The organism is Variovorax sp. UC74_104 (assembly GCF_044055375.1).
Taxonomy (GTDB): Bacteria; Pseudomonadota; Gammaproteobacteria; order Burkholderiales; family Burkholderiaceae_C; genus Variovorax.
Genome location: NZ_CP171978.1, coordinates 37496 through 58369, shown reverse-complemented (window position 1 = coordinate 58369; position 20874 = coordinate 37496). Strand labels below are relative to the sequence as shown.

At 68.8% G+C, this 20874-nt stretch carries 15 protein-coding genes; 10 read left to right on the top strand and 5 right to left on the bottom strand.

Features of this window, described 5'->3' with window-relative positions; genetic code table 11:
- Both ACHMXA_RS00225 and ACHMXA_RS00220 read left to right on the top strand, forming a co-directional pair.
- Complete coding sequence (locus tag ACHMXA_RS00225) at positions 1-1365, top strand: DUF58 domain-containing protein (RefSeq protein WP_395317576.1); 1365 nt, start codon at positions 1-3, stop codon at positions 1363-1365.
- A gap of 54 nt (positions 1366-1419) precedes the next feature.
- Entirely contained in the window at positions 1420-1983 is a 564-nt protein-coding gene (locus ACHMXA_RS00220) for a DUF805 domain-containing protein (RefSeq protein ID WP_395317575.1), read from the top strand.
- Between the two features lie 6 nt (positions 1984-1989).
- Here ACHMXA_RS00220 and rocF read toward each other — a convergent pair whose 3' ends face one another.
- The gene (gene rocF, locus ACHMXA_RS00215) at positions 1990-2910 is read right to left on the bottom strand and encodes an arginase (RefSeq protein ID WP_176668388.1); all 921 of its coding nucleotides are present in this window, start codon (positions 2908-2910) and stop codon (positions 1990-1992) included.
- A 1-nt stretch (position 2911) separates the two neighbouring features.
- Entirely contained in the window at positions 2912-4969 is a 2058-nt protein-coding gene (locus tag ACHMXA_RS00210; RefSeq protein WP_395317574.1) for a prolyl oligopeptidase family protein, read from the bottom strand.
- Positions 4970-5225: 256 nt separating this feature from the next.
- Between ACHMXA_RS00210 and ACHMXA_RS00205 the strand changes: the two genes are divergently transcribed.
- The 6 genes from ACHMXA_RS00205 to ACHMXA_RS00180 all read left to right on the top strand — a co-directional run bounded on the left by ACHMXA_RS00205 (position 5226) and on the right by ACHMXA_RS00180 (position 10487).
- Positions 5226-6938, top strand: a complete 1713-nt coding sequence (locus tag ACHMXA_RS00205) for a wax ester/triacylglycerol synthase family O-acyltransferase (protein WP_395317573.1) — start codon at positions 5226-5228, stop codon at positions 6936-6938.
- A 162-nt stretch (positions 6939-7100) separates the two neighbouring features.
- Positions 7101-7658 (top strand): hypothetical protein, encoded by a 558-nt coding sequence (locus ACHMXA_RS00200; protein WP_395317572.1) that lies wholly within the window; start codon positions 7101-7103, stop codon positions 7656-7658.
- An 84-nt stretch (positions 7659-7742) separates the two neighbouring features.
- The gene (locus tag ACHMXA_RS00195) at positions 7743-8183 is read left to right on the top strand and encodes a phasin family protein (RefSeq protein ID WP_395317571.1); all 441 of its coding nucleotides are present in this window, start codon (positions 7743-7745) and stop codon (positions 8181-8183) included.
- 26 nt (positions 8184-8209) lie between these two features.
- A complete protein-coding gene (locus ACHMXA_RS00190) occupies positions 8210-8845 on the top strand; it encodes a TetR/AcrR family transcriptional regulator (RefSeq protein ID WP_176668383.1) in 636 nt (211 codons plus the stop codon).
- A gap of 86 nt (positions 8846-8931) precedes the next feature.
- Positions 8932-9711, top strand: a complete 780-nt coding sequence (locus tag ACHMXA_RS00185; protein ID WP_395317570.1) for an esterase/lipase family protein — start codon at positions 8932-8934, stop codon at positions 9709-9711.
- 161 nt (positions 9712-9872) lie between these two features.
- The gene (locus tag ACHMXA_RS00180) at positions 9873-10487 is read left to right on the top strand and encodes a hypothetical protein (protein WP_395317569.1); all 615 of its coding nucleotides are present in this window, start codon (positions 9873-9875) and stop codon (positions 10485-10487) included.
- Positions 10488-10491: 4 nt separating this feature from the next.
- Here ACHMXA_RS00180 and ACHMXA_RS00175 read toward each other — a convergent pair whose 3' ends face one another.
- The 3 genes from ACHMXA_RS00175 to ACHMXA_RS00165 all read right to left on the bottom strand — a co-directional run bounded on the left by ACHMXA_RS00175 (position 10492) and on the right by ACHMXA_RS00165 (position 15824).
- On the bottom strand, positions 10492-13710 hold the full coding sequence (locus ACHMXA_RS00175; RefSeq protein WP_395317568.1) for a bifunctional cytochrome P450/NADPH--P450 reductase: 3219 nt from the start codon (positions 13708-13710) through the stop codon (positions 10492-10494).
- A 140-nt stretch (positions 13711-13850) separates the two neighbouring features.
- The gene (locus tag ACHMXA_RS00170) at positions 13851-15107 is read right to left on the bottom strand and encodes a branched-chain amino acid ABC transporter substrate-binding protein (RefSeq protein ID WP_395317567.1); all 1257 of its coding nucleotides are present in this window, start codon (positions 15105-15107) and stop codon (positions 13851-13853) included.
- 27 nt (positions 15108-15134) lie between these two features.
- Entirely contained in the window at positions 15135-15824 is a 690-nt protein-coding gene (locus ACHMXA_RS00165) for a TetR/AcrR family transcriptional regulator (protein ID WP_176668378.1), read from the bottom strand.
- Positions 15825-15909: 85 nt separating this feature from the next.
- Between ACHMXA_RS00165 and ACHMXA_RS00160 the strand changes: the two genes are divergently transcribed.
- The gene (locus ACHMXA_RS00160) at positions 15910-17523 is read left to right on the top strand and encodes an AMP-binding protein (protein WP_395317566.1); all 1614 of its coding nucleotides are present in this window, start codon (positions 15910-15912) and stop codon (positions 17521-17523) included.
- Between the two features lie 13 nt (positions 17524-17536).
- Positions 17537-20833 carry a carboxyl transferase domain-containing protein gene (locus ACHMXA_RS00155; protein ID WP_395321178.1) on the top strand — a complete coding sequence of 1099 codons (3297 nt, stop codon included), beginning with the start codon at positions 17537-17539 and terminating at the stop codon, positions 20831-20833.
- Positions 20834-20874 lie beyond the last annotated feature (41 nt).

Genomic DNA, 20874 nt, shown 5'->3' with positions numbered 1-20874 from the left:
ATGCGAGCTGCCATTCCGATTCCCGCGCGCCCGCCCGTGCTGGCGCTGGCCGGCTTGAGCGCGGCCGCCGCGGTGGCGCTGCTGCTGGGCGCGCCGCTGGACTACGTCGCCGTCGCGGCGGGCGTGCTGCTGGCGCTGGGTTTCGTGCTCGCCGGCTTCGACCTGTGGAGCAGCCTGCGCGCGTGGCGCGCGGCGCCGCTGCGCATCGAACGCAACCTGCCGGGCGCGTTCTCGCTCGGCGTGCCCACCGTGCTGACGCTCACGCTGGTCAATGAAGGTCCACAGGCCTGGCGGGTGTCGGTGTTCGACGAGCTGGACACGCACTTCGCCTTCGAGGGCTTGCCGCAGGAGCACACGGTGCCGGCGCTCTCGCGCGTCGCGCTGCGCTACACGGCCACCGCCACGCAGCGCGGCGTCGCGCAGTTCGGCGCCACGCAGCTGCGCTGGCGCACCCGTCTCGGCTGCTTCGAGATGCGGCAGACGCTCGGCGAGCCGCGCCGGCTGCGCGTGTATCCCAACTTCGCCGCGCTGGCGCGCTATGCGTGGCTGTCGGGCGACCGGCGGCTCGCGCAGATCGGCATCAAGACCTATGCGCAGCGCGGGCTCGGCACCGACTTCCGGCAGCTGGCCGACTACAAGACCGGCGACTCGCTGCGCCACATCGACTGGAAGGCCACGCAGCGCCAGCGCAGGCCCATCGTGCGCGAGTTCCAGGACGACCGCGACCAGTGCGTGCTGTTCCTGCTCGACTGCGGCCGCCGCATGCGCGCCGACGAAGGCGCGCTGGCGCTGAAGGCCAGCAGCCACTTCGACGAGGCGCTCAACGCGCTGATGCTGCTGAGCTACGTCGCGCTGAAGGAGGGCGACGAAGTCGGCGCCATGACCTTCGGTTGCCCCGCCGAAGAGCGCCGCGACTTCGCCCCGCGCAAGGGCAGCGCCACGCTCAACGCGCTGATGAACCGGCTGCACGACATCCAGCCCGGCGCCACCCATTCCGACTACCTGCTGGCCGCGCAGGAACTGCTGCGGGTGCAGAAGCGGCGCGCGCTGGTCATCGTGCTGACCAACTTCCGCGACGAGGACGCCGCCGAGCTGCGCCCCGCCATCAAGCTGCTGCGCCGCAAGCACCTGGTGCTGGTGGCGAGCCTGCGCGAGCGCGTGCTGGGCCACATCGCCAGCCAGCCGCTGGTGCATGCGCGCGACGCGGTCGACGTGGCCGCGGCGCACCTGTTCGATCAGTCGCGCCGCGACGCCTTTGCGCGCGTGGTGGGCAACGATCCGCTGTCGGTCGACGTGGAGCCTGCCGACCTGGCCGTGGCGCTGGTGAATCGCTACCACGCAGTCAAAAGGGCTGGCCTTTTGTAAAGGTCTTTGCCCACAATGGGTGCTTCACAAATCAAAGCAGAGGAGAGAGAAAACATGACGACCGATTTCACCAATCCCAATCCGTACGCGGCGCCCCGCTCGGCGGTGGCCGACGTGTACGAGGGCGATTCCGGCGCCGTGCAGCCCGTCAAGCTGTGGTCCGCCAAGGGCCGCATCGGACGCGCCCGCTTCCTGGCGTACACGCTTTTTTCTTACCTCATCTTCATCGTCGCGGCCGTCTTGCTGGGCGTGATCCTCGGCGTCACCGGCCTCGCGCGGTCGGAAGGCGCGATCGGAGGGCTGACCTTCCTGCTCGCCATTCCCTACCTGGTCTTCTACGTGCTGACCGGCATCCAGCGTTCGCACGACATGGACTGGTCTGGCTGGATGCTGTTCCTGGCGCTGATTCCGTTCGTCGCGCTGATCTGGATCTTCAAGCCGGGCACCAAGGGCCGCAACCGCTTCGGCGCCCCGCCGCCGCCCAACGGCATCGGCGTGCTGATCGGCGCGTGGCTGATGCCCGTGATCTTCGGGCTGGGCATCCTGGCGGCCGTTGCCATTCCGGCCTACCAGGGCTACCTGACGCGCGTTAAGGCCGCGCAGGTCGAGCGCCCCTGAGCTTTTCTACCTCACCAGCGTCGACTTGCCGAACAGGCTCTCGATGAGCTCGACGGCCACCTCGGCCGTCTGGTTGCGCACGTCGAGGGCCGGGTTCAGCTCCACCACGTCGAGCGATCCCAGCCGCCCGGTGTCGGCGATCATTTCCATGCACAGCTGCATCTCGCGGTAGGTGGGCCCGCCGCGCACGCCGGTGCCCACGCCGGGTGCATCGGCCGGGTCGAGGCAGTCGAGGTCGAAACTCACGTGCAGGTGCGTGTCTTCGTCGACGTCCTGCAGCGCCTCGGTCATGGTGGTGCGCATGCCGTGCTCGTCGATGTGGCGCATGTCGAACACGTTCAGGCCCAGCGTGCGGATGGCTTCCTTCTCGTCGCCGTCCACGCTGCGGATGCCGATGAAGCGGATCGCGTCGTGCTGCAGCGCCGCGCGCTCGCCGCTCCAGCCCGTGAGCACCGCCGGCCCGTGGCCCAGCAGGCACGACACCGGCATGCCGTGCAGGTTGCCGCTGGGGCTGGTGGTCTCGGTGTTGACGTCGGAATGCGCGTCGAGCCACAGCACGCGCAGCTTCTTGCCCCGCTTGCGCGCATGCCACGCCACCGCGCTGATCGAGCCGATGGCCAGGCAGTGGTCGCCGCCCATCATCAGCGGCACGTGGCCGGCGCCCAGCGTGGCGTCGATGGCCGCGTAGACGGCGCGGTTCCACGCGATCACCTCGTCCAGATGCCGCAGCCCGTTGGCCGGCGGAGCCCACGGCGTGGCCGGCCCCGCGAGGTTGCCCCGGTCGACGACCGCATAGCCCTGCCGCGCGAGCGCCTCCGGCAGGCCCGCCACGCGCAGCGCGTCGGGCCCCATGCCGGCGCCGCGCACGCTGGCGCCGACGTCGGTGGGCGCGCCGATCAGTTCGAGGGTGACGTTCGCGTTGCTCATTTCAGCTCCTCAGGTGTTGCCACAGGTACGCGTAGCCCAGCGCGTCCATGAAGGCGGACTCCTTGTTGTCCGTGGCCGCGCTGTGGCCGCCTTCCAGGTTCTCGTAGAAGCTGCTGTCGTAGCCCAGCGCCTTCATCCTCGCGTGCATCTTGCGCGCATGCACCGGGCCCACGCGGTCGTCGCGGGTGGAGGTGGTGAAGAGCACAGGCGGACAGGCCAGCCCCGGCTTCGCGTTCTCGTAGGGCGAGAAGGTGCGGATGAACTCCCACTCCTCGGGCTGGTCGGGGTCGCCGTACTCCGCGATCCACGAGGCGCCGGCCGAAAGGTGCGTGTAGCGGCGCATGTCCAGCAGCGCCACCTCGCTCACGATGGCGCCGTACAGGTGCGGGTATAGCGTGAGCATGTTGCCCATCAGCAGCCCGCCGTTGCTGCCGCCCATGGCGCCCAGGTGCGCGGGCGAGGTGACCCTGCGCGCGATGAGGTCCTCGGAGACGGCCGCGAAGTCCTCGCAGGTGCGAAGCCGGTTCTCCTGCAGCGCGGCCTGGTGCCAGCGCGGGCCGTACTCGCCGCCGCCGCGGATGTTGGCGACGACGTACACGCCGCCCTGGTCCAGCCATGCACGGCCGATGCTGCCGCTGTAGGCGGGCTGCAAGGGCACCTCGAAGCCGCCGTAGGCGTGCTGCAGCGTGGGGTTGGTGCCGTCGGCCTTCAGGTCCTTCGGCGCGATCTCGAAGTAGGGCACGCGCGTGCCGTCCTTCGAGGTGGCGAAGTGCTGGCTCACGCGGTGGCGCGAGGCGTCGAAGAAGGCGGGGCTGTGCTTGAGCGCCTCGGGCTCGCCCTGCCCGATGGTGCCGATGTAGAGCGTGGTGGGCTGCAGGAAGCCGCTCACGGTGAGGAAGTAGTCGTCGTTCTCGTCCTCGTCGATGCCGCCCGCCGCGATGGTCGAGAGCTCGGGCGCGCCGCCCAGGCCCTCGCGCTTCCATGGGCCCTTGCCGTCGGCCGGGGGCGTGAGCACCTCCAGGCGGTTCACCACGTCGTGCATCACGTTGACGATCAGGTGGTTGCGCGTCCACGAGTAGTCGTCGAGCGCCGTGGTGTCGTCGGGCTCGAACAGCACCGTGAGCGCGCGGCTGCCGGCCATGTAGTCGTCGAACTTCGTGGCCAGCAGCGAGCCCGCCCTGTACGTAGTGCCGCCCACGGTCCAGTCCTCGCGCGGCTCGACTAGCAGCCACTCGCGCGTGATGTCGGTGTCGCAGTCGTCGGGCACGTCGATCTTCACGAGCTTGCCGTCGGCGCCGCGCAGCCAGGTCTCGCTCTCGTAGAAGTCCATCTGGCGCGAGACGAAGTCGCGCTCGAAGCCGGGCGTGTTGTCGCGCCAGGCGCTCACGGACATGTCCTCGTGCAGGCCCTCGTACACGGTCACCGCGCTCTCCAGCGGCGTGCCGCGGCGCCACTCTTTCACGATGCGCGGGTAGCTGGAGCTGGTCATGGAGCCGGGGCCGAAGTCGGTGGCCACGTAGAGGTGGTCGATGTCCTTCCAGCCCACGTGGTTCTTCGCCTCGGGCAGCGAGAAGCCGCCGGGCACGAACTGCTTCGTCTCCAGGTCGAACTCGCGCACCACGTCGGCGTCGGCGCCGCCGCGCGACAGCGAGATCAGGCAGCGCCTGTATTCGGGCTCCAGGCAGTCGGCGCCGTGCCAGACCCAGTTCTCGCCCTCGGCCGCGGCCAGCGCGTCGAGGTCGAGCACCGTCTCCCATTCGGGCCGGGGCTTGCGGTACTCGTCGAGCGTGGTGCGGCGCCAGACGCCCTTCGGATGCGCCTTGTCGCGCCAGAAGTTGTAGAAGAAGCGCGGGCCGATCTTGTAGACCATCGGAATGCGCTCGTCGGAGTCGAGTACCTCGAGGATGCCCTGCTGGAGCGCCTCGAACGCAGGCGACTGCGCGTAGGCCTGCACGGTGACGGCGTTCTCGGCGCGCGCCCAGGCCAGTTGTTTCTCTCCGTCGATGTCCTCTAGCCAGAGGTAGTCGTCGTCCTGTTGCGGGGGGAGGCTGGATGTCATGGCGCCAGTGTACGGAGGCCTTACGGAGGCCTTGCGGAGGCCCCATGAAAGACATGGAAAGGCATGGAAAGACATGGCGCCCTGCGAGAGGTTGTCGAGGGGCCTTTGCGGATGCCGCACTTTCGGATTACTGGGGCAAACCCCTGTCGCGCCCGTGCCTGCCCTCGGTGGAAACACTGAAAAAGCGAAGGCCCTGGAACGCGATGCCCACGGTATCCTGCCAGACGGCTCATGCCCCACCAAGGAGACACCACACATGAAACACCTGAGCGGTCTTGATGCCACCTTCCTGCACCTGGAAACGCCGGAAATGCCCATGCACGTGGGCTCGCTGAACGTGCTGGACCTGCCCAAGGGCTACAAGGGCGAGTTCTACGAGGACGCCAAGAAGTTCATGGCCAGCCGCATCCACCTGGCCGACGTGTTCACGCGCAAGCTCGCGCTGATGCCCTTCGACATGACCAACCCGGTCTGGGTGGAAGACAACGACATCGACCTCGACTACCACGTGCGCCACATCACGCTGCCCAGGCCCGGAACCAACCGGCAGTTGCAGCAGTACGTGGCGAGGCTGCATTCGTCGCTCATCGACCGCAGCCGCCCGATGTGGGAGTTCTACATCATCGACGGCCTCAAGAGCGGCCAGGTGGCGCTCTACACCAAGGTGCACCATGCGGGTATCGACGGCCAGGCCGGCGTGGAAGTGGGCAAGGCCATCTTCGACCTGGAGCCCACCGGACGCGTGGTGAAGCCGCCGCGCAGCCGCCCGCGCGCCAGCAACTACCAGCTGGGCATGGCCGAGCTCGCGACCGCCGCGCTGCGCAACACCGCGCAGCAGTATGTGAAGCTCTTCAAGATGGCGCCGGCCATCGCGCGCGCCATCAGCGGCCTCGCCAAGCCCGACGAGAAGGCGGCCGAGAAGGACACCGCCGCCGCGCCGAAGAAGTTCAACCTCTTCGCGCCGCGCACGTCGCTCAACGTGTCGATCACCAACCAGCGCACCTTCGCGGGCCGCACCATCTCGCTGGCCGAGACCAAGTACATCGCCAAGCACTTCGGCGTGTCGCTCAACGACGTGGTGCTGGCCACCGTGTCGGGCGCGCTGCGCCACTACCTGGCCGACAACAACGAACTGCCGGCCAAGCCGCTGGTGGCAGGCGTTCCGGTGAGCCTGCGCGAGGCGGGCGACGACACGGCGAACAACCAGGCCAGCATGATCCTCGTGAGCCTGGCCAGCGACATCACCGACCCGATACAGCGGCTGAAGGCCATCAACGCCTCGTCGACCAGCTCGAAGTCGACCATGAACCGCTTCAAGGCGGTGGTCCTCGACGACTTTCCGACCTTCGCCGCGCCCTGGCTGGTGTCGGGCATCGCGTCGATGGTGGGGCGCTCGGGCATTGTCAACCTGCTGCCGCCGGCGGCCAACGTCGCCATCTCCAACGTGGCGGGCGCGCCGTTCCCGATGTATTTCGCGGGTGCGCTGGTCACCTGCTACTACCCGGTGTCGATCGCCAGCCACGGCACGGCCCTCAACGTGACGGTGCAGAGCTACAACGGCCGCATGGACTACGGCCTGATCGCCTGCCGCCGCGCGGTGCCCGACATCACCGAGATCGGCGACTACATGCTGGCCGAGCACAAGCTGCTGATGGAACTGACGCAGAAGCACCCGGCCGCAGCCGGCGCCGCGCCCGCTCCGGTGCCGCCGAAGACGGTGGCGGAGCCTTCGGACGACGAAGCCGAAGCCAGGCCCGTTGCCGCTGCCACAAAGAAGAAGCCGGCTGCTCGCAAGAAGGCCCCGGTCAAGGTCGCTGCGAAGAAGGCGCCAGTGAAGGCCGCCGCGAAGGTGGCAGCCAAGGCCCCCGCGAAAACCGCCGCGAAGAAGGCCACGCCCAAACCTCCGGCCCGCAAGGCCGCCCCGGCCAAGCGTTCGTCGAGCGCCTCGCCCAGGGCCGCCGTGGCCTGATCGGCAGGCCGGGCCGGCCGAAGAAAATTGGGGCAGTTGGACTAGTTTTCCGACCGTTCTAGTTTTCCAGGCCTAGGCCCCGCGGAAGAAGATAGGCCCATCGCGACTGATTCATCTCTCGTTTCCTTCGCGAAGCCCATCAACTTCAAGGAAATCTCCATCATGTCCACGCAAACCTCCATCGCTTCCGCAGCCGTCCACGTCGTCGGCCAGTACAACGACGCGGGCAAGACCCTGGTCGGTGCCTACCGCGCCGGCGTGCACCGCCTGCTGGGCGGCGCCGCTTCGCGCTACAGCGACTTCCTCGGCAGCCGCCAGCTCCCGCTGGTGAGCGAGCAGGTCAAGGCCAACCTGATCGGCGCGCAGGAGAAGATCAACGGCTTCCTGGCCAACCGCGTGGATATCGACACCGGCCGCATCGTCTCGGTGATGGACCGCGTCGCCGCCGGCACCACCAGCGGCATCGAAGCCGTCGCCGGCCGCGTGGCCCGCGTCGAATCGCCGGTCGCCACCTCGGTGATCAACGCCCTCGGCGCGCTGAACCAGCCGCTGGCCACCGTCTCGGTGCAGATCGCCGACCGCATCGCCGCCGGCACCAAGCAGATCGAAGCCCGCGTGAACGGCACCGAACAAGCCGCCAAGCCGGTTCGCACGGTGAAGGCCAAGGCCGCCGCCGCGAAGAAGCCGGTTCGCCGCGCCGCCGCTCGCAAGGCGGCCTGACCCCCGGGCGCCTTGCGGCGCCCTTTTCCCTTTTTCCGGCATCTGGAGCACTGCATGGCGACCCGTCCTGACGAAACTGCAAAGTTGAAGAAGAGGGCAGCGCCTGCGAAGAAGGCTCCGGCAGCCGCCGGGAAGACGGCGCCCCGTAAGGCGGCGCCCGCGGCGAGCAAGAAGCCCGCCGAGCCCGGCAAGGCCGAAGTCCTGCTGCGCGCCGGCCTCAAGGCGCTGGACAACGTGCGCAACGACGTTGCCAAGCGCCAGGCCAACGTGATCGAAGGCCTGCTCGGCATCGGGCAGGGCAAGGTCCCTGGCCTGGGGCTCGACAGCTTCGGCATCCGCAAGTTCGAGGACGTGTTCGACCAGCGCGTCGCCACCGCCATGCAGCGCCTGGGCATGCCCGACGCCGCCGAGGTGCAGGCCCTGCGCGACGAAGTGGCGCAGTTGCGCGAGCGCGTGGTGCAACTCGAAGCCGGCACCGGCACAGGTGGCAGCGCAGGCACAACCCGCGGGCGCGGCAAGCGCTGAACGGCAGGCAAAGCAGCAAGCCGCTTGTGGCCAGCTCCAACACCACGCGCGACCGCATCCTGCAGGCCAGCCTCGCGCTGTTCAACGCGCAAGGCCTCGCGGCCGTGTCGACCCACAAGATCGCAGCGGAACTGGGCATCAGCCCGGGCAACCTGCACTACCACTTCAAGGCCAAGCAGCTCATCGTCGAATGGCTGTTCAGGCGCTTCGAGCAGCGGCTGGAGGCCCTGAACGGCTCATCGGCCTCCATCGCGGCCATCGACGACCTCTGGCTGGCGCTGCACCTGCGCTTCGAGGCCATCGACGAATACCGCTTCATCTACCGCGACATGGCCTTCCTGGCCAGCGAATACCCGGCGCTCGGCCAGCGCGCGCAGGCCCTCACCGCGCAGAACCTGCTCGCCGCGCAGACGCTGTGCGAAGGCCTCGTGGCCTCGGGCGTGATCGAGACCAGCGCGGAGCAGGCCCGCATCCTGGCGCTGCAGATGGTCTTCACCACCACCTGCTGGCTCTCGTTCGAGCGGCTGGTGCCGGGGCGGGAGGCGCTGGCGCAGGCCGACCCGGGCCTTGCGGCTTTCTACACGCTCACGCTGGTTTCCCCGTATGTTTCCGGCGAATCGAGGGCTTACCTCGATTACCTGAGGGCCAAATACCTCGGATAAATGCCGCTGTCGTCCCACAGGGCATTGGGTCCGCGGGCCTCATGTTCGTCCTGAAGCAGATAAAAACCACAAAGGAGCCAACCATCATGACCACCGCCACCTACGCCAAGGAACACATCACGCCGCCCTCGCGCCTGCTGCTGCTGGCTGAAGCCCGCGCGCTCTGGGAAACCGGCGCCGGCATCGCCATGTGGCCCCTGCTGCAGCTCACGCCGCGCGGCGACGGGCACCCGGTGCTGGTGCTGCCGGGCCTGGTGGCGGGCGACGGCTCCACGCTGCTGCTGCGCCGATACCTCTGCAGCCGCGGCTACGACGCCCACGGCTGGGGCCAGGGCCGCAACTTCGGCCCGCGCGAGGGCGTGGAGCAAGGCATGGTCGAACTGCTGAAGACGCTGCACGACGGCAGCGGCCAGAAGGTCAGCGTCATCGGCTGGAGCCTGGGCGGCGTGTACGCGCGGATGCTGGCTTCTTCGTACTCGCACATGATCCGCAACGTCATCACGCTGGGCAGCCCCTTCTCGGGCAGCCCGCGCGCCACCAACGCATGGCGCGTGTACGAAGGCGTGAGCGGCCAGAGCTCGCACGACCCGCGCCGCATGAAGTTCGTGCAGCCCACGCCGCCCGTGCCCACCACCTCGATCTTCAGCCGCACCGACGGCGTCGTCGCATGGCGCTGCAGCATCGAGAAGACCGGCCCGCAGTCGGAGAACATCGAGGTCGTCGCCAGCCACCTGGGCCTGGGAGCGCACCCGGCGGTGCTCTATGCGGTGGCGGACCGGCTGGCGCAGCCGGAGGGCGAGTGGAAGCCGTTCAATCGCGGGGTGCTGGGGCCGCTGGTCTATCCGGATCCGGACAGGGGAGCCTGAGCTGCAAGGGCTCGATCGAAAAAGCCGGCGGTTGCCGGCTTTTTCGCTTTCTGACGCACCGGGCGGTGATTTCCGGGCCTTCGGCTGGCCGGACATATGCCTTCAGACATGACTTCCGTCACTTGCGGCGCCTCCGTCCCGCCCCGAACAATGGCGCCACCATGCACAGCCTCCCGCCCATCTACCCTCGCATCAGGCATGCCGGCCTGCTCGAGGAAGCGATGCGGCCCATGCTTGGCCTGATCGAGGCGCTCGGCGGCAGCCGCAAGGCGCACGAGGCCGTGGCCTTTCCGCTCGCCGCCGACTCCGACCTGGTGGTGAGCTTCGTGGTCGACACGTCGGTGCAGTTCGTCACGCTCACGCGCGAGGGCCTGCTAGAGACGGGGCTCGACACCCAGTCGATGTACGAACTGGCCATCGACAACATGCTGCGGCTGGTGGCGCCCAATGTCCGCACGCGGGATCTCGGCTGCTACAGGGCGCTCGTCGCGGGCGACGGCTTCGAGGCCTGCATGCTGCTGCTGCCTGATCTGTGGGCGCAGCTCGCGCAGGACTTCGAGGGCGAGCTGGTCGCGGTGGTGCCGAGCCGCGACGTCGTCTACTTCGCCGACAGCCGGGGCAGCGCCGAGGCGCTGGGCCGCATGTGCGCCGCCGCCGAAAAGGTCAGGGCAGCTGCCGGGTTCGAACGACTCTCCGACAGCGTGATGGCGCTGACCGCCGACGGCTGGTGCGTGCGCGGCACGCTGGAAACCTTCGCTCCAGCGCTGGAAGCCTGACCCCTCAGTTCCCCGCCCACACGTCCAGCACGTAGCGCTGGTCGGCAATCATCCTGTCCATCCACGCGGTGCTGTCATGCCCATGCTCGCGCGCGAGGTCGCTCAACGTGCGCCGCACGTCGGGCTCCATGCGCGAGCCGTCACCGCACACGTAGACCACCGCGCCGGCTTCCAGCAGCTTCCACACCTGGGCGGCCTGTTCGCGGATCAGGTCCTGCACGTAGACCTTGCGCTCGCCTGCGCGCGAGAAGGCGGTGTGCAGCTTCATCAGGCCGCGGCGTGCCCAGGCCTGGAGTTCGTCGGCGTAGATGAAGTCCTGCTCGGGATGGCGGCAGCCGAAGAAGAGCAGTGCCTCGCCGAGCGCGGTGCCCGCCTCGGCCTGCGCCGCGCGCTCCTGCAGGAAGCCGCGGAACGGCGCGAGGCCGGTGCCGGGGCCGACCATGATGAGCGGCCGGCTCGCATCTTCCGGCAGCCTGAAGCCTTCGGCCGTGGTCTCGCGCACCACGCCGTGCACCGTGTCGCCGGCCTCGGCGCGCGCCAGGAAGTTGGAGCACACGCCCTCGAAGGTGCCGATGCCCGACTTGGCCGGCCCGCTCACCACGCCCACCGTCACGCTGCAGCGGCCTGGCGTCATCGTCGGCGACGAGGAAATCGAGTAGTAGCGCGGCGAGAGCGGCGACAGCATCTCCAGGAACACGGCGAACGGCACCTGGCAGGCACGGTGCTCTTCCAGCAGGTCGAGCAGCGACTTGCGCTTGTGCAGCACCTCGGCCTTGTACGCGGCCTGCGAGGCATCGTCGCTGCCCGAGAGGGCCTCCAGCTTCGGTTTCGTGAACGGGCACTCGGTGTACGCCGCGAGCGTGGCGATCTGCTTGCGCGTGGCCACGTCCTGCAGCTCGACGTAGTCGCCCAGCAGGCGGTCGACCGCGATCACCTGTTCCACCGGCAGCGCGGCCTTGCGGCCCGCGACGGCATGCAGGCGCACGTGGGCCGTGCGGTCGAAGCCGAAGCGCGCCATCGCGCGTTCGACCTGCGCGGGGCTGTTGCGCGGCACCACGCTCAGGTGGTCGCCGGCGCGGTAGACGAGGCCCTCGGGCAGCATCAGTTCGACGTGCCGCGTGGATCGGCCGGCTTCTCCATTGCCGCCGCTTTGCAGTTCGCGGTTCTCGATGACGCGCAGCGCCACCGCGCCCAGCGCATCGACGATCGCGTTCTTCTGCGGCGGCGGCAGCTCTTCCAGCGTGTAGAGCGGCTCGCTCTGCGCGGGCGTGTCGGCGCCTGTCTTGATGCCGAAGGCCTTCGCCAGTTCGGGCCACAGGGCGTCGCTCCAGTCCTGGAAGGCGCCGTCCATGTCCTCGCGCGCATCGCCTTCGCCGCGCGGGTGGACGCGCGTGGCGCCCAGCGCTTCGAGCCGCTCGTCGATGCGGCGCGGCACTGCCTGGTAGGTGGAAGCCCAGTCTGTGTTGCCGCAGCCGAAGACGCTGAAGCGCACGCCGTTGAGCGAGTCGTCGGCCTTGTCGAGCCAGCGGTGGAACTCGGCCGCGTTGTCGGGCGCCGCGCCGTTGTACGAGGCGCAGACGATCGCGACCGCGCCGCTGGCCGGCAGCCGCTCGGCATAGTCGTCGAGCGAGGCCAGCTGCGTGGAGAAGCCGCGCATCTCGCCGGCCTCCGCGAGCTGTCGCGCGAGGTCTTCGGCGGTGCCGAGGTTCGAGCCCTGCAGCACCAGCAGCGAGGTGCCGTGGCGCGCCGCCTGCGGCTTGCGCTCGGCGGCCTTGGCGGGCTGCACCGGCGCCGCGGCCGCATCGCTCATGTTGCCGCGCGGGCGCGTGGCCGGATCGCGCAGCAGCGCCTTGATCCTGAAGCTCTCCGGCTTGATCGTGAGCGCTTCCTTGATCTTCAGCTTGTAGCCCGTGTGGTCCACCAGGTTGAAGCGCTGCAGGATCATGCCCAGCGTGAGCACCGCCTCCTGCAGGGCGAACTGCCGCCCGATGCAGGCGCGCTGGCCGTTGCCGAAGGGCTTGAAGGCGTTCACCGGCCGCTCGCGCTCGGCCTCGCGGCTGAAGTGGTCGGGGTTGAACTGGTCGGCGTCCTCGCCCCAGATGCCCTTGTCGCGATGCAGCGCCAGCGCATGCATGATGACCATGTTGTTCTTCTTGATCGTGTACTGGCCGCCGATCTTCGTGTCTTCCTTGGCGCGCATCGAGATCGCAGGCGCCGTCGGGTACAGCCGCAGCGATTCCTTCAGCACCTGCATCACGTACTGCAGGCGGTTGACCTGCGCGTAGGTGGGCTTCTGCGTGGTGTCGGGGCCGAACACGTTGTCGACCTCGGCCTGCGCCTTGGCCATGGCGTCGGGGTTGTTCAGCAGGAAGTAGATGGCGAACGACAGCAGCCCGCTGGTGGTCTCGTGCCCCGCGATGAGGAATTCGATGCACTCGTCGCGAATCATCTTGTCGGTGAGCTTCTCGCCGCTCTTCTTGTCCACGCCCGCGATCATGTAGCTCAGCAGGTCGGGCTTGGTGGCGATGTCGGCCCCGCTCGCGCGCCGCTCCTCGATGATGTCTTCCACCATCTTGTGCATGTAGCGGATGTCCTTGCGCTGCTGGGCGAGCTCCTTCTTGAGCATCAGCTCCTCGAGCGGCAGGCCGCGGCGGTTCTGCACCGTCTCCAGCGTGCGCACCATCGCATCGACGAAGGGGTGGAAGCCTTCGCGGTAGAAGGAGTTGAAGCGGTAGCCGAAGCCGCACAGGCCGATGGTGTCGAGCGTGAGCGCGGTCATGTCGCGCACCACGTCCACCTCCTCGTCGAAATTGAGCCGCTCCCACTTGGTGACCAGTTGCCCGGCGATGTCCAGCATCATCGGGTGGTAGGCCTGCATCGCACGCTGGCTGAAGTTGGCCAGGAGGATGTTGTGCGGCTTCGACCAGGTCTCCTCGTGCGTGTCGGAAGTGAAGAGGCCGTGCGACGCGGCGCGCAGCCGGCGCAGCGCACCGCGCGTGCTCTTGTCGAAGCGTTCCTCCTCGCAGAGCTCGTCCACCAGCGCGGGCGACGACACCACGATCACCGGCATGCCCGGCATGTCCAGCCAGTAGATGCCGCCCAGGTCCTGCGCGATCTTCCACATGTCGAGCACGGGGGAGTCGGAGCCGATCGACAGCAGGTTGCCGACGAAGGGCTTCTTCGCCGGATGCGGGATCGGGTGGAGCGAGTTTTTGCCTGCCATGGTCTTGTTGTGCCTTTGGAATGGACCCGCCTCTGATATCCGGGCTTCGCAAGCCGGAGTATCCCGACGGCACAGGCGACAGGCAGGACGGGGTTTCCCTTACAAGACCCCGCCCTCTTCAGCAGTCGTGAAGAAATAGCTCAGGGCCGGACCATCTTGCACTCCGTGCCCTGTGCCAGTTCGTTCCCGGTATAGACCGCGTCGGTGCGAAAACCATAGTTCGTGCCTTCCCAGCCGGTCTTCACCGTCTTGCCGTCCACCGGCACGATGGTGTTGACGACCTGCGGCAGCAGCAGCTGGTGGTCTTCGGCGCGCATGCGCACCGGGCCCACCACGGAGTCGAAGCTCAGGTCTTCGAGCGCATGCGCGACCTTCACCGTGTCGGTGGAGCCGGCCTTGTTGATGGCCGCGGCCAGCAGGCGCGGCGTCATGTCGATGCGCGGCGCGAGGAAGTCCTTGCCGGTCTTGGCCTTGTAGGCCTTGGCGAGCGCGTCGACCTTCGGCGTATCGGCCTCGCCCGGGTGCCATTCGGCCACCCAGGTCAGCTGGCCCAGCTTGGCCTGCGACACCGCCGTGACCGTGCCCGGCACCGAGCCCGCGCTGTGGTTGAAGTAGCGCAGGTTGTAGCCCGCGTCGCCGGCCGCCTTCAGCAGCAGCGTCATGTCCTGGCCCCAGTTGCCGGTGATGACCGAGTCGGCGCCGCTTTGCTTCACGTTGGCGATGTAGGGCGCGAAGTCCTTCACCCGGCCGATAGGGTGCAGCGTCTCGCCCACGAACTGGATGTCAGGCCGCGCCAGGCCCACCAGCTGCCTGCCGTAGCTCGCCCACTGCTTGCCGTGCGCGTAGTCCTGGTTCAGCAAGTAGACCTTCTTCACGTCGGGCGTCTTCTTGATGTAGTTGGCCAGCGCCTTCATCTTCATCGCGGTGTTGGCCTCGGTCTGGAAGTGCCAGAAGCTGCAGGCCTTGCCCGTCATCTCGGGGTCGATGGAGGAGTGGTTCAGCACGATCAGCTCCTTGCCCGGGTTGCGCTGGTTCCAGCGCGCCACCGACTGCACAAGGGCCGTGACCACCGAGGAGCCCGAGCCGCCGGTCACGATGGCCTTCGCGCCCTGGTCGATGGCAGCCTGCAGCGCGCTCTGGCTCTCCTGGGCCGAGAGCTTGCTGTCGAATTGCAGCAGCTGCAGCTTCGTGCCGCCGAGCACGCCGCCCTTCGCGTTGATGTCCTCGATGGCGTACTGCGTGTGCATCAGCATCAGCTCGCCCACGTTGGCGAAGGGGCCCGAGAGCGGGTCGATGTAGGCGATCTTGTAGGTCGCCTGCTGGGCGTGTGCCGCGCCGGCGGCGGCAATCAGGCAGGCAAGGGCGATCCGCGCCAGTGGCGCTTTGCTGGACTTCATGGTGCTTTGTCTCCGGAGGTGTTGTCTTCAGTTCTTCGTTCGCAGCCCGATCACGCGGCTCGCCAGCCTGGTGAGCTCGGCCACGACCTCGTCGGGCGAGAGGCGCCCTCCCGGGCGATACCAGCTGTAGAGGAAGCCCGGCAGGCTGCAGGCTGCGAGCGCGGTGATCTTGGTTTCGGTGAAGTCGAGGTCGCCGTCGGCGCGCGCTTCCTCGAGCAGCGGGCACAGCAGCTCGTAGAAGTGATGCGCGAGCTTCTTCTGCGCGGCGATGTACTCGGGGCGGTACACCTGCGGCTCGCGGTACGGGAAGAAGGCCACCGGGTGGTGCGAGATGGTCGCGCGGATCAGCCGCTCCAGGCCTTCGAGCACCTTCTCGCTCGCGCGGCGCGGGTCGGTGGCGGCGAAGTCGAGCGCGGTGAAGCAGTCGACCGCGGGGCGCCACGACAGCGTCTCGAAGATCTCCTGCTTGTCGCGGAAGTAGTAGTACACGAAGGGCTTGGTCACGCCCAGTTCGCGCACGATCTGCGCCATGGTGGTGTTGGCGTAGCCCTGCGCCGCGAAGAGCTGCGCAGCCGCCTGCAGGATGCGCTCGCGCTGCAGGTCGGTGCCCTGCGTGGCCGCGCGCTGGCGGCCGGTGCCTTGCGGCAGGTGCGGCTGTGCCGTGGTGTCGCTCTGGTCTCCAGAGGGTTTTTGCCGTGTCGCGGAAGTTATACCCATGGGTAGGATTGTTCGTGCACCATGCACCATTGGCAAGCGCCAGCCCCTTGCGGGCTGCTATCGATAACCCTGAGAAAGTGACGCCATGGAGACATTGCCCGAACGCCCGCAGCAGCCCCTGCACGAGTACCTGCGCGCCCACGCGCGAGAACGCGGCGCCAGCCCCGCCTGCATCTGGTACGGCCACGCGATGAGCTGGGACGAGCTCGACCGTGCGAGCGACGCCTTCGCCGCGCGCCTGCAGGCGCTGGGCGTGAAGAAGGGCGAGCCGGTGGTGCTCTTCCTCAACAACTGTCCGCAGTACCTTGTCGCGCACTTCGGCATCCAGAAGATCGGCGCCATCGTCTGCCCGAGCGGGCCGCTCAACAAGGAGCACGAGCTGGCCTACCAGGTCAACGACCTGAAGGCGCGCGTGATCGTCGCGGCTGCGCCGCTGTTGCCGGTGGTGCGCAAGGTGCAGCCGCAGAGCGCGCTCGAACACGTGTTCGTGGTGCACTACGCCGACCTGCTGCCGCCCGAGCCCGAGCTCGACCTGCCGCCGGAGCTGGCGGCAGAGCGCAGGGCTGGCCGCGCCACGGCCGAAGGCTGCGAAGACTTCCTCGCCGTGATGCGCGCCGACGCCAGGCCGCAGCCGGTGGCCATCGACATGGACGACGTCGCGCTCATGACCTACACCTCGGGCACCATCGGCCTGCCCAAGGGGGCGATGCTGAGCTACGGCAACGCGCTCTTCAAGACGCGCGCGGCGGCCGACTGCAACGGCGTGGGGCCCGACGACGTGCTGCTGTCCATCGCGCCGCTGTATCACATCGCCGGCATGCTGATGGGCGTCAACGTGCCGGTGCTCACCGGCGCGGCCTCGGTGCTGCTGCACCGCTTCGATCCGCGCGCGGCGCTGCAGGCCATTGCTGCCTACAAGGTGAGCTGGTGGTACAGCATCGCGCCGATGAACGTGGCCTGCATGCAGGTGCCGGACATCGGCGGCTTCGACCTGCGCAGCCTGAAGATGAACCCGGTGACCAGCTTCGGCATCGCCTTCACCGAGCCGCTGGCGCTGCAGTGGCGCTCGCATGCGCCCAGCTGCACTTCGTTCGAGGCCGCCTACGGGCTGAGCGAGACCCACACCTGCGACACCTACACCCCGCACCATGCGCCGCGCTGGGGCACGCAGGGCGTCGCGGTGCCGGGCGTGAAGATCCGCATCGTCGATGCCGACACGCTGGCAGACCTGCCCGCGGGCGAGGTCGGCGAGATCGTGCTCACCAGCCCCGGCACCTTCAAGGGCTACTGGAACAAGCCCGAGGCCACGGCCGCCACGCTGCGCAACGGCTGGGTGCACACGGGCGACATGGGCAAGATCGACGCCGACGGCTACCTCACCTTCATCGGCCGCTTCAAGGAAATGATCAAGGTCTCGGGCTACAGCGTGTTCCCCGAGGAGGTCGAGACCATCCTCATCAAGCACCCGGCGGTGGCGCAGGCGGCCGTCGTTGCGCAGCCCGACGCGGAGAAGGGCGAGGTAGTGAAGGCCTTCATCGTGCGCAAGACCGGCGCCGCGCTCGAAGCCGATGCGCTCATCGCCTGGGCGCGCGACAACATGGCGAGCTACAAGGCGCCGCGCGCGGTGAGCTTCATCGACGCGCTGCCCACCACCGGGGCGGGCAAGGTGCTGCGCCGCCTGCTCAAAGACAAAAACTGAGAGGTTCCGTTTGCTGTTCTCCAAAGTTCTGATTGCCAACCGCGGCGAGATCGCGGTGCGCCTGGTGCGCGCGCTGCGCGACCTGGGCATCGCCAGCGTGGCGGTGCATGCGCGCGACGATGCCGCCGCACTGCATGCGCAGCTGGCCGACACGGCGGTGGCGCTCGATGCCACCGGCCCCTCCGCATATCTCGATGCCGCCGCGCTGATCGCGGTAGCGAAGGCGCAGGGCTGCGACGCGGTGCATCCCGGCTACGGCTTCCTCAGCGAGCGCACCGATTTCGCGCAGGCCTGCGCGGATGCGGGCCTGGTCTTCATCGGCCCCACGCCCGAACAGCTCGGCCTGTTCGGCGACAAGGCACACGCACGCGAACTCGCAACGCAATGCGACGTGCCGGTGATGCCCGGCAGCGCCGGCGCCGTGACGCTCGCGCAGGCGCAGGCCTTCTACGCCGAGCAGCAGGCGCAGGGCGCGGGCGTGATGGTCAAGGCCATCGGCGGCGGCGGCGGGCGCGGCATGCGCGCGGTGCTGAACGCGCAGGAGCTGCCCGAGGCGCATGCGCGCTGCATGTCGGAGGCCAGCGCGGCGTTCGGCATCGAGGGCGTGTACGTCGAGCGGCTGATGCTGAACGCACGGCACATCGAGGTGCAGGTGATCGGCGACGGCAAGGTTGTGGCCAGCCTCGGCGAGCGCGAATGCACGCTGCAGCGGCGCTTCCAGAAGCTGGTGGAGATCGCGCCCAGCCCCTCGCTGCCCGAGGCCTTGCGTGCGCAGGTCACGCAGGCCGCGCTGCGCATGGCCAAGGCGGTGGGCTACCGGGGGCTCGGCACCTTTGAGTTCCTGGTCGATGCGTCCTCGGCGACGCTGCCCTTCGTGTTCATCGAGGCCAATCCGCGCCTGCAGGTCGAGCACACCGTGACCGAGGCGGTGACGGGGCTGGACCTGGTGCAGCTGCAGATCGCCGTCGCGGCCGGCCAGCCGCTGGCCGAGCTCGGTGTGGAGGCCGATCGCACCGCGCCGCAGCGCGGCTTCGCGGTGCAGTGGCGCATCAACGCCGAAACGCTCGATGGCCGCGGCAACGCGCGGCCATCGGGCGGCACGCTCGCGCGCTTCGACCTGCCGGCCGGCCCCGGCGTGCGGGTGGACACGCACGGCTACGCGGGCCTGGCGCCTTCGCCGCACTACGACACGCTGCTGGCCAAGCTCATCGTGCATTCGCCGTCGCCGCGCTTCGAGGACGCGCTGCGCCGCTCGCTGCGCGCGCTCGACGAATGCCACATCGAGGGCATCGCCACCAATCTGGCGCTGCTGCGCGCCATCGCGGCACGGCCCGAGTTCGCGACGCAGGCGGTGCACACACGCTTCGTGGAGGCGCACCTGGGCGATCTGCTGGCTGCTGCGTCGGCGTTCGAGAAGCAGGCGAGGAAGACGGTGACGGCGTCCGCCGAGCCGCCGCCCGTTGTCGCCGACGACGGATCGGACGAACTCACCGTCAAGGCCCCGATGCCCGCGCGCCTCGTGCAGTTCGAGGTCGAGGTGGGCGACGTGTTGCCGGTCGGTGCGCAGCTCGGCGTGCTCGAAGCGATGAAGATGGAGCACCTGCTGCACGCGCCAGTGGCCGGCCGCGTGGTGGCGCTGCTGGCGGCGCCGGGCGACTATCTCGTCGAAGGGCAGTCGCTGGTGCAGCTCGAAGCAGTCGATGCGCAGGCCGTGCAGGCAGAGGCTCGCGCCGAGCAGGATCTCGATGCGATCCGCCCCGACCTGCGGAAGGTGATCGACCGCCATGCCTACACGCTCGACGCCAACCGCAAGGCGGCCGTCGACAAGCGCCATGCGCAGGGCGGCCGCACCGCGCGCGAGAACATCGCGGACCTGTGCGACACCGCGTCCGACCCCGGCAACTTCATCGAGTACGGCGCGCTGGCCATCGCCGCACAGACGCGGCGGCGCACGCTGGAAGACCTCGTCGCCAACACGCCCGCCGACGGCATGGTCACGGGGCTGGGCAGCGTCAATGCGAAGCTGTTCGGGCCCGAGGCCTCGCGCTGCGCGGTGCTGGCCTACGACTACACCGTGCTGGCCGGCACGCAGGGCATGCGCAACCACCACAAGACCGACCGGCTGCTCGCGGTGGCGCACCAGCTGCAGCTGCCGGTGGTGCTGTTCGCGGAAGGCGGCGGCGGGCGGCCGGGCGACACCGACATGCCCATCGTGGCCGGCCTCAACAACCACACCTTCAGCCAGTTCGCGGCGCTGTCGGGCAAGGTGCCGGTGGTGGGCATCGTGCATGGCCGCTGCTTCGCGGGCAACGCGGCGCTGCTGGGCTGCGCCGACGTGATCATCGCCACCAGGGGCAGCAACATCGGCATGAGCGGCCCCGCGATGATCGAGGGCGGCGGGCTCGGCACCTTCGCGCCGGAGCAGATCGGGCCGAGCGGCGTGCAGTCGCGCAACGGCGTGATCGACATCCTGGTGGAAGACGAGGCCGCGGCGGTAGCCGCGGCGAAGCAGTACCTCTCGTACTTCCAGGGCGCGACCTCCGACTGGCAGTGCGCCGACCCGCGCACGCTGCGCCACGTGGTGCCCGAGAACCGCCTGCGCGTGTACGACGTGCGCGCCGCGATGCGCGGCGTGGCCGACACCGGCTCGCTGCTCGAGCTGCGCGCGGGCTTCGGCGCGGGCATCGTCACCGCGCTCGCGCGCATCGAGGGCAGGCCGGTCGGACTGATGGCCAACAACCCGCATCACCTGGGCGGCGCCATCGATGTGGAAGCGGCCGACAAATCGGCGCGCTTCATGCAGCTGTGCAATGCGCACGGCCTGCCAATTGTTTCGTTGTGCGACACGCCGGGCTTCATGGTCGGGCCCGAGATCGAGGCGCAGGCGCAGGTGCGTCACGTGTGCCGCATGTTCATGGTGGCCTCGCACCTGCGCGTGCCCTTCTTTGCCGTGGTGCTGCGCAAGGGCTATGGCCTGGGCGCGCAGGCAATGACGGCGGGCGGCTTCGATGCGCCGGTGTTCACCGTGGCCTGGCCGACGGGCGAGTTCGGCGCGATGGGCCTCGAAGGTGCGGTGCGGCTGGGCTTCCGCAAGGAGCTGGCCGCCGCACCCGAGGGCGCCGAACGCGATGCGCTCTTCAAGAAGCTGGTGGCGCAGCAGTACGAGAACGGCGAGGCCATTCACATGGCGCAGACGCTGGAGATCGACGCGGTGATCGACCCCGCGGAAACGCGCACCTGGCTGGTGCGCGGCCTTTCATCGGCCACGAAGGCGCAGGGACCGGCGGTTGCATATGTAGACACCTGGTAACCGGGCTTTAGACCTCGTCACGCGCGGGGGAACAGTGGCTC

Coding starts and splice junctions, on each gene's coding strand:
- ACHMXA_RS00225 (WP_395317576.1), top strand. CDS start 1: ATGCGAGCTGCCATTCCGATTCCCGCGCGCCCGCCCGTGCTGGCGCTG.
- ACHMXA_RS00220 (WP_395317575.1), top strand. CDS start 1,420: ATGACGACCGATTTCACCAATCCCAATCCGTACGCGGCGCCCCGCTCG.
- rocF (WP_176668388.1), bottom strand. CDS start 2,910: ATGAGCAACGCGAACGTCACCCTCGAACTGATCGGCGCGCCCACCGAC.
- ACHMXA_RS00210 (WP_395317574.1), bottom strand. CDS start 4,969: ATGACATCCAGCCTCCCCCCGCAACAGGACGACGACTACCTCTGGCTA.
- ACHMXA_RS00205 (WP_395317573.1), top strand. CDS start 5,226: ATGAAACACCTGAGCGGTCTTGATGCCACCTTCCTGCACCTGGAAACG.
- ACHMXA_RS00200 (WP_395317572.1), top strand. CDS start 7,101: ATGTCCACGCAAACCTCCATCGCTTCCGCAGCCGTCCACGTCGTCGGC.
- ACHMXA_RS00185 (WP_395317570.1), top strand. CDS start 8,932: ATGACCACCGCCACCTACGCCAAGGAACACATCACGCCGCCCTCGCGC.
- ACHMXA_RS00180 (WP_395317569.1), top strand. CDS start 9,873: ATGCACAGCCTCCCGCCCATCTACCCTCGCATCAGGCATGCCGGCCTG.
- ACHMXA_RS00175 (WP_395317568.1), bottom strand. CDS start 13,710: ATGGCAGGCAAAAACTCGCTCCACCCGATCCCGCATCCGGCGAAGAAG.
- ACHMXA_RS00170 (WP_395317567.1), bottom strand. CDS start 15,107: ATGAAGTCCAGCAAAGCGCCACTGGCGCGGATCGCCCTTGCCTGCCTG.
- ACHMXA_RS00165 (WP_176668378.1), bottom strand. CDS start 15,824: ATGGGTATAACTTCCGCGACACGGCAAAAACCCTCTGGAGACCAGAGC.
- ACHMXA_RS00160 (WP_395317566.1), top strand. CDS start 15,910: ATGGAGACATTGCCCGAACGCCCGCAGCAGCCCCTGCACGAGTACCTG.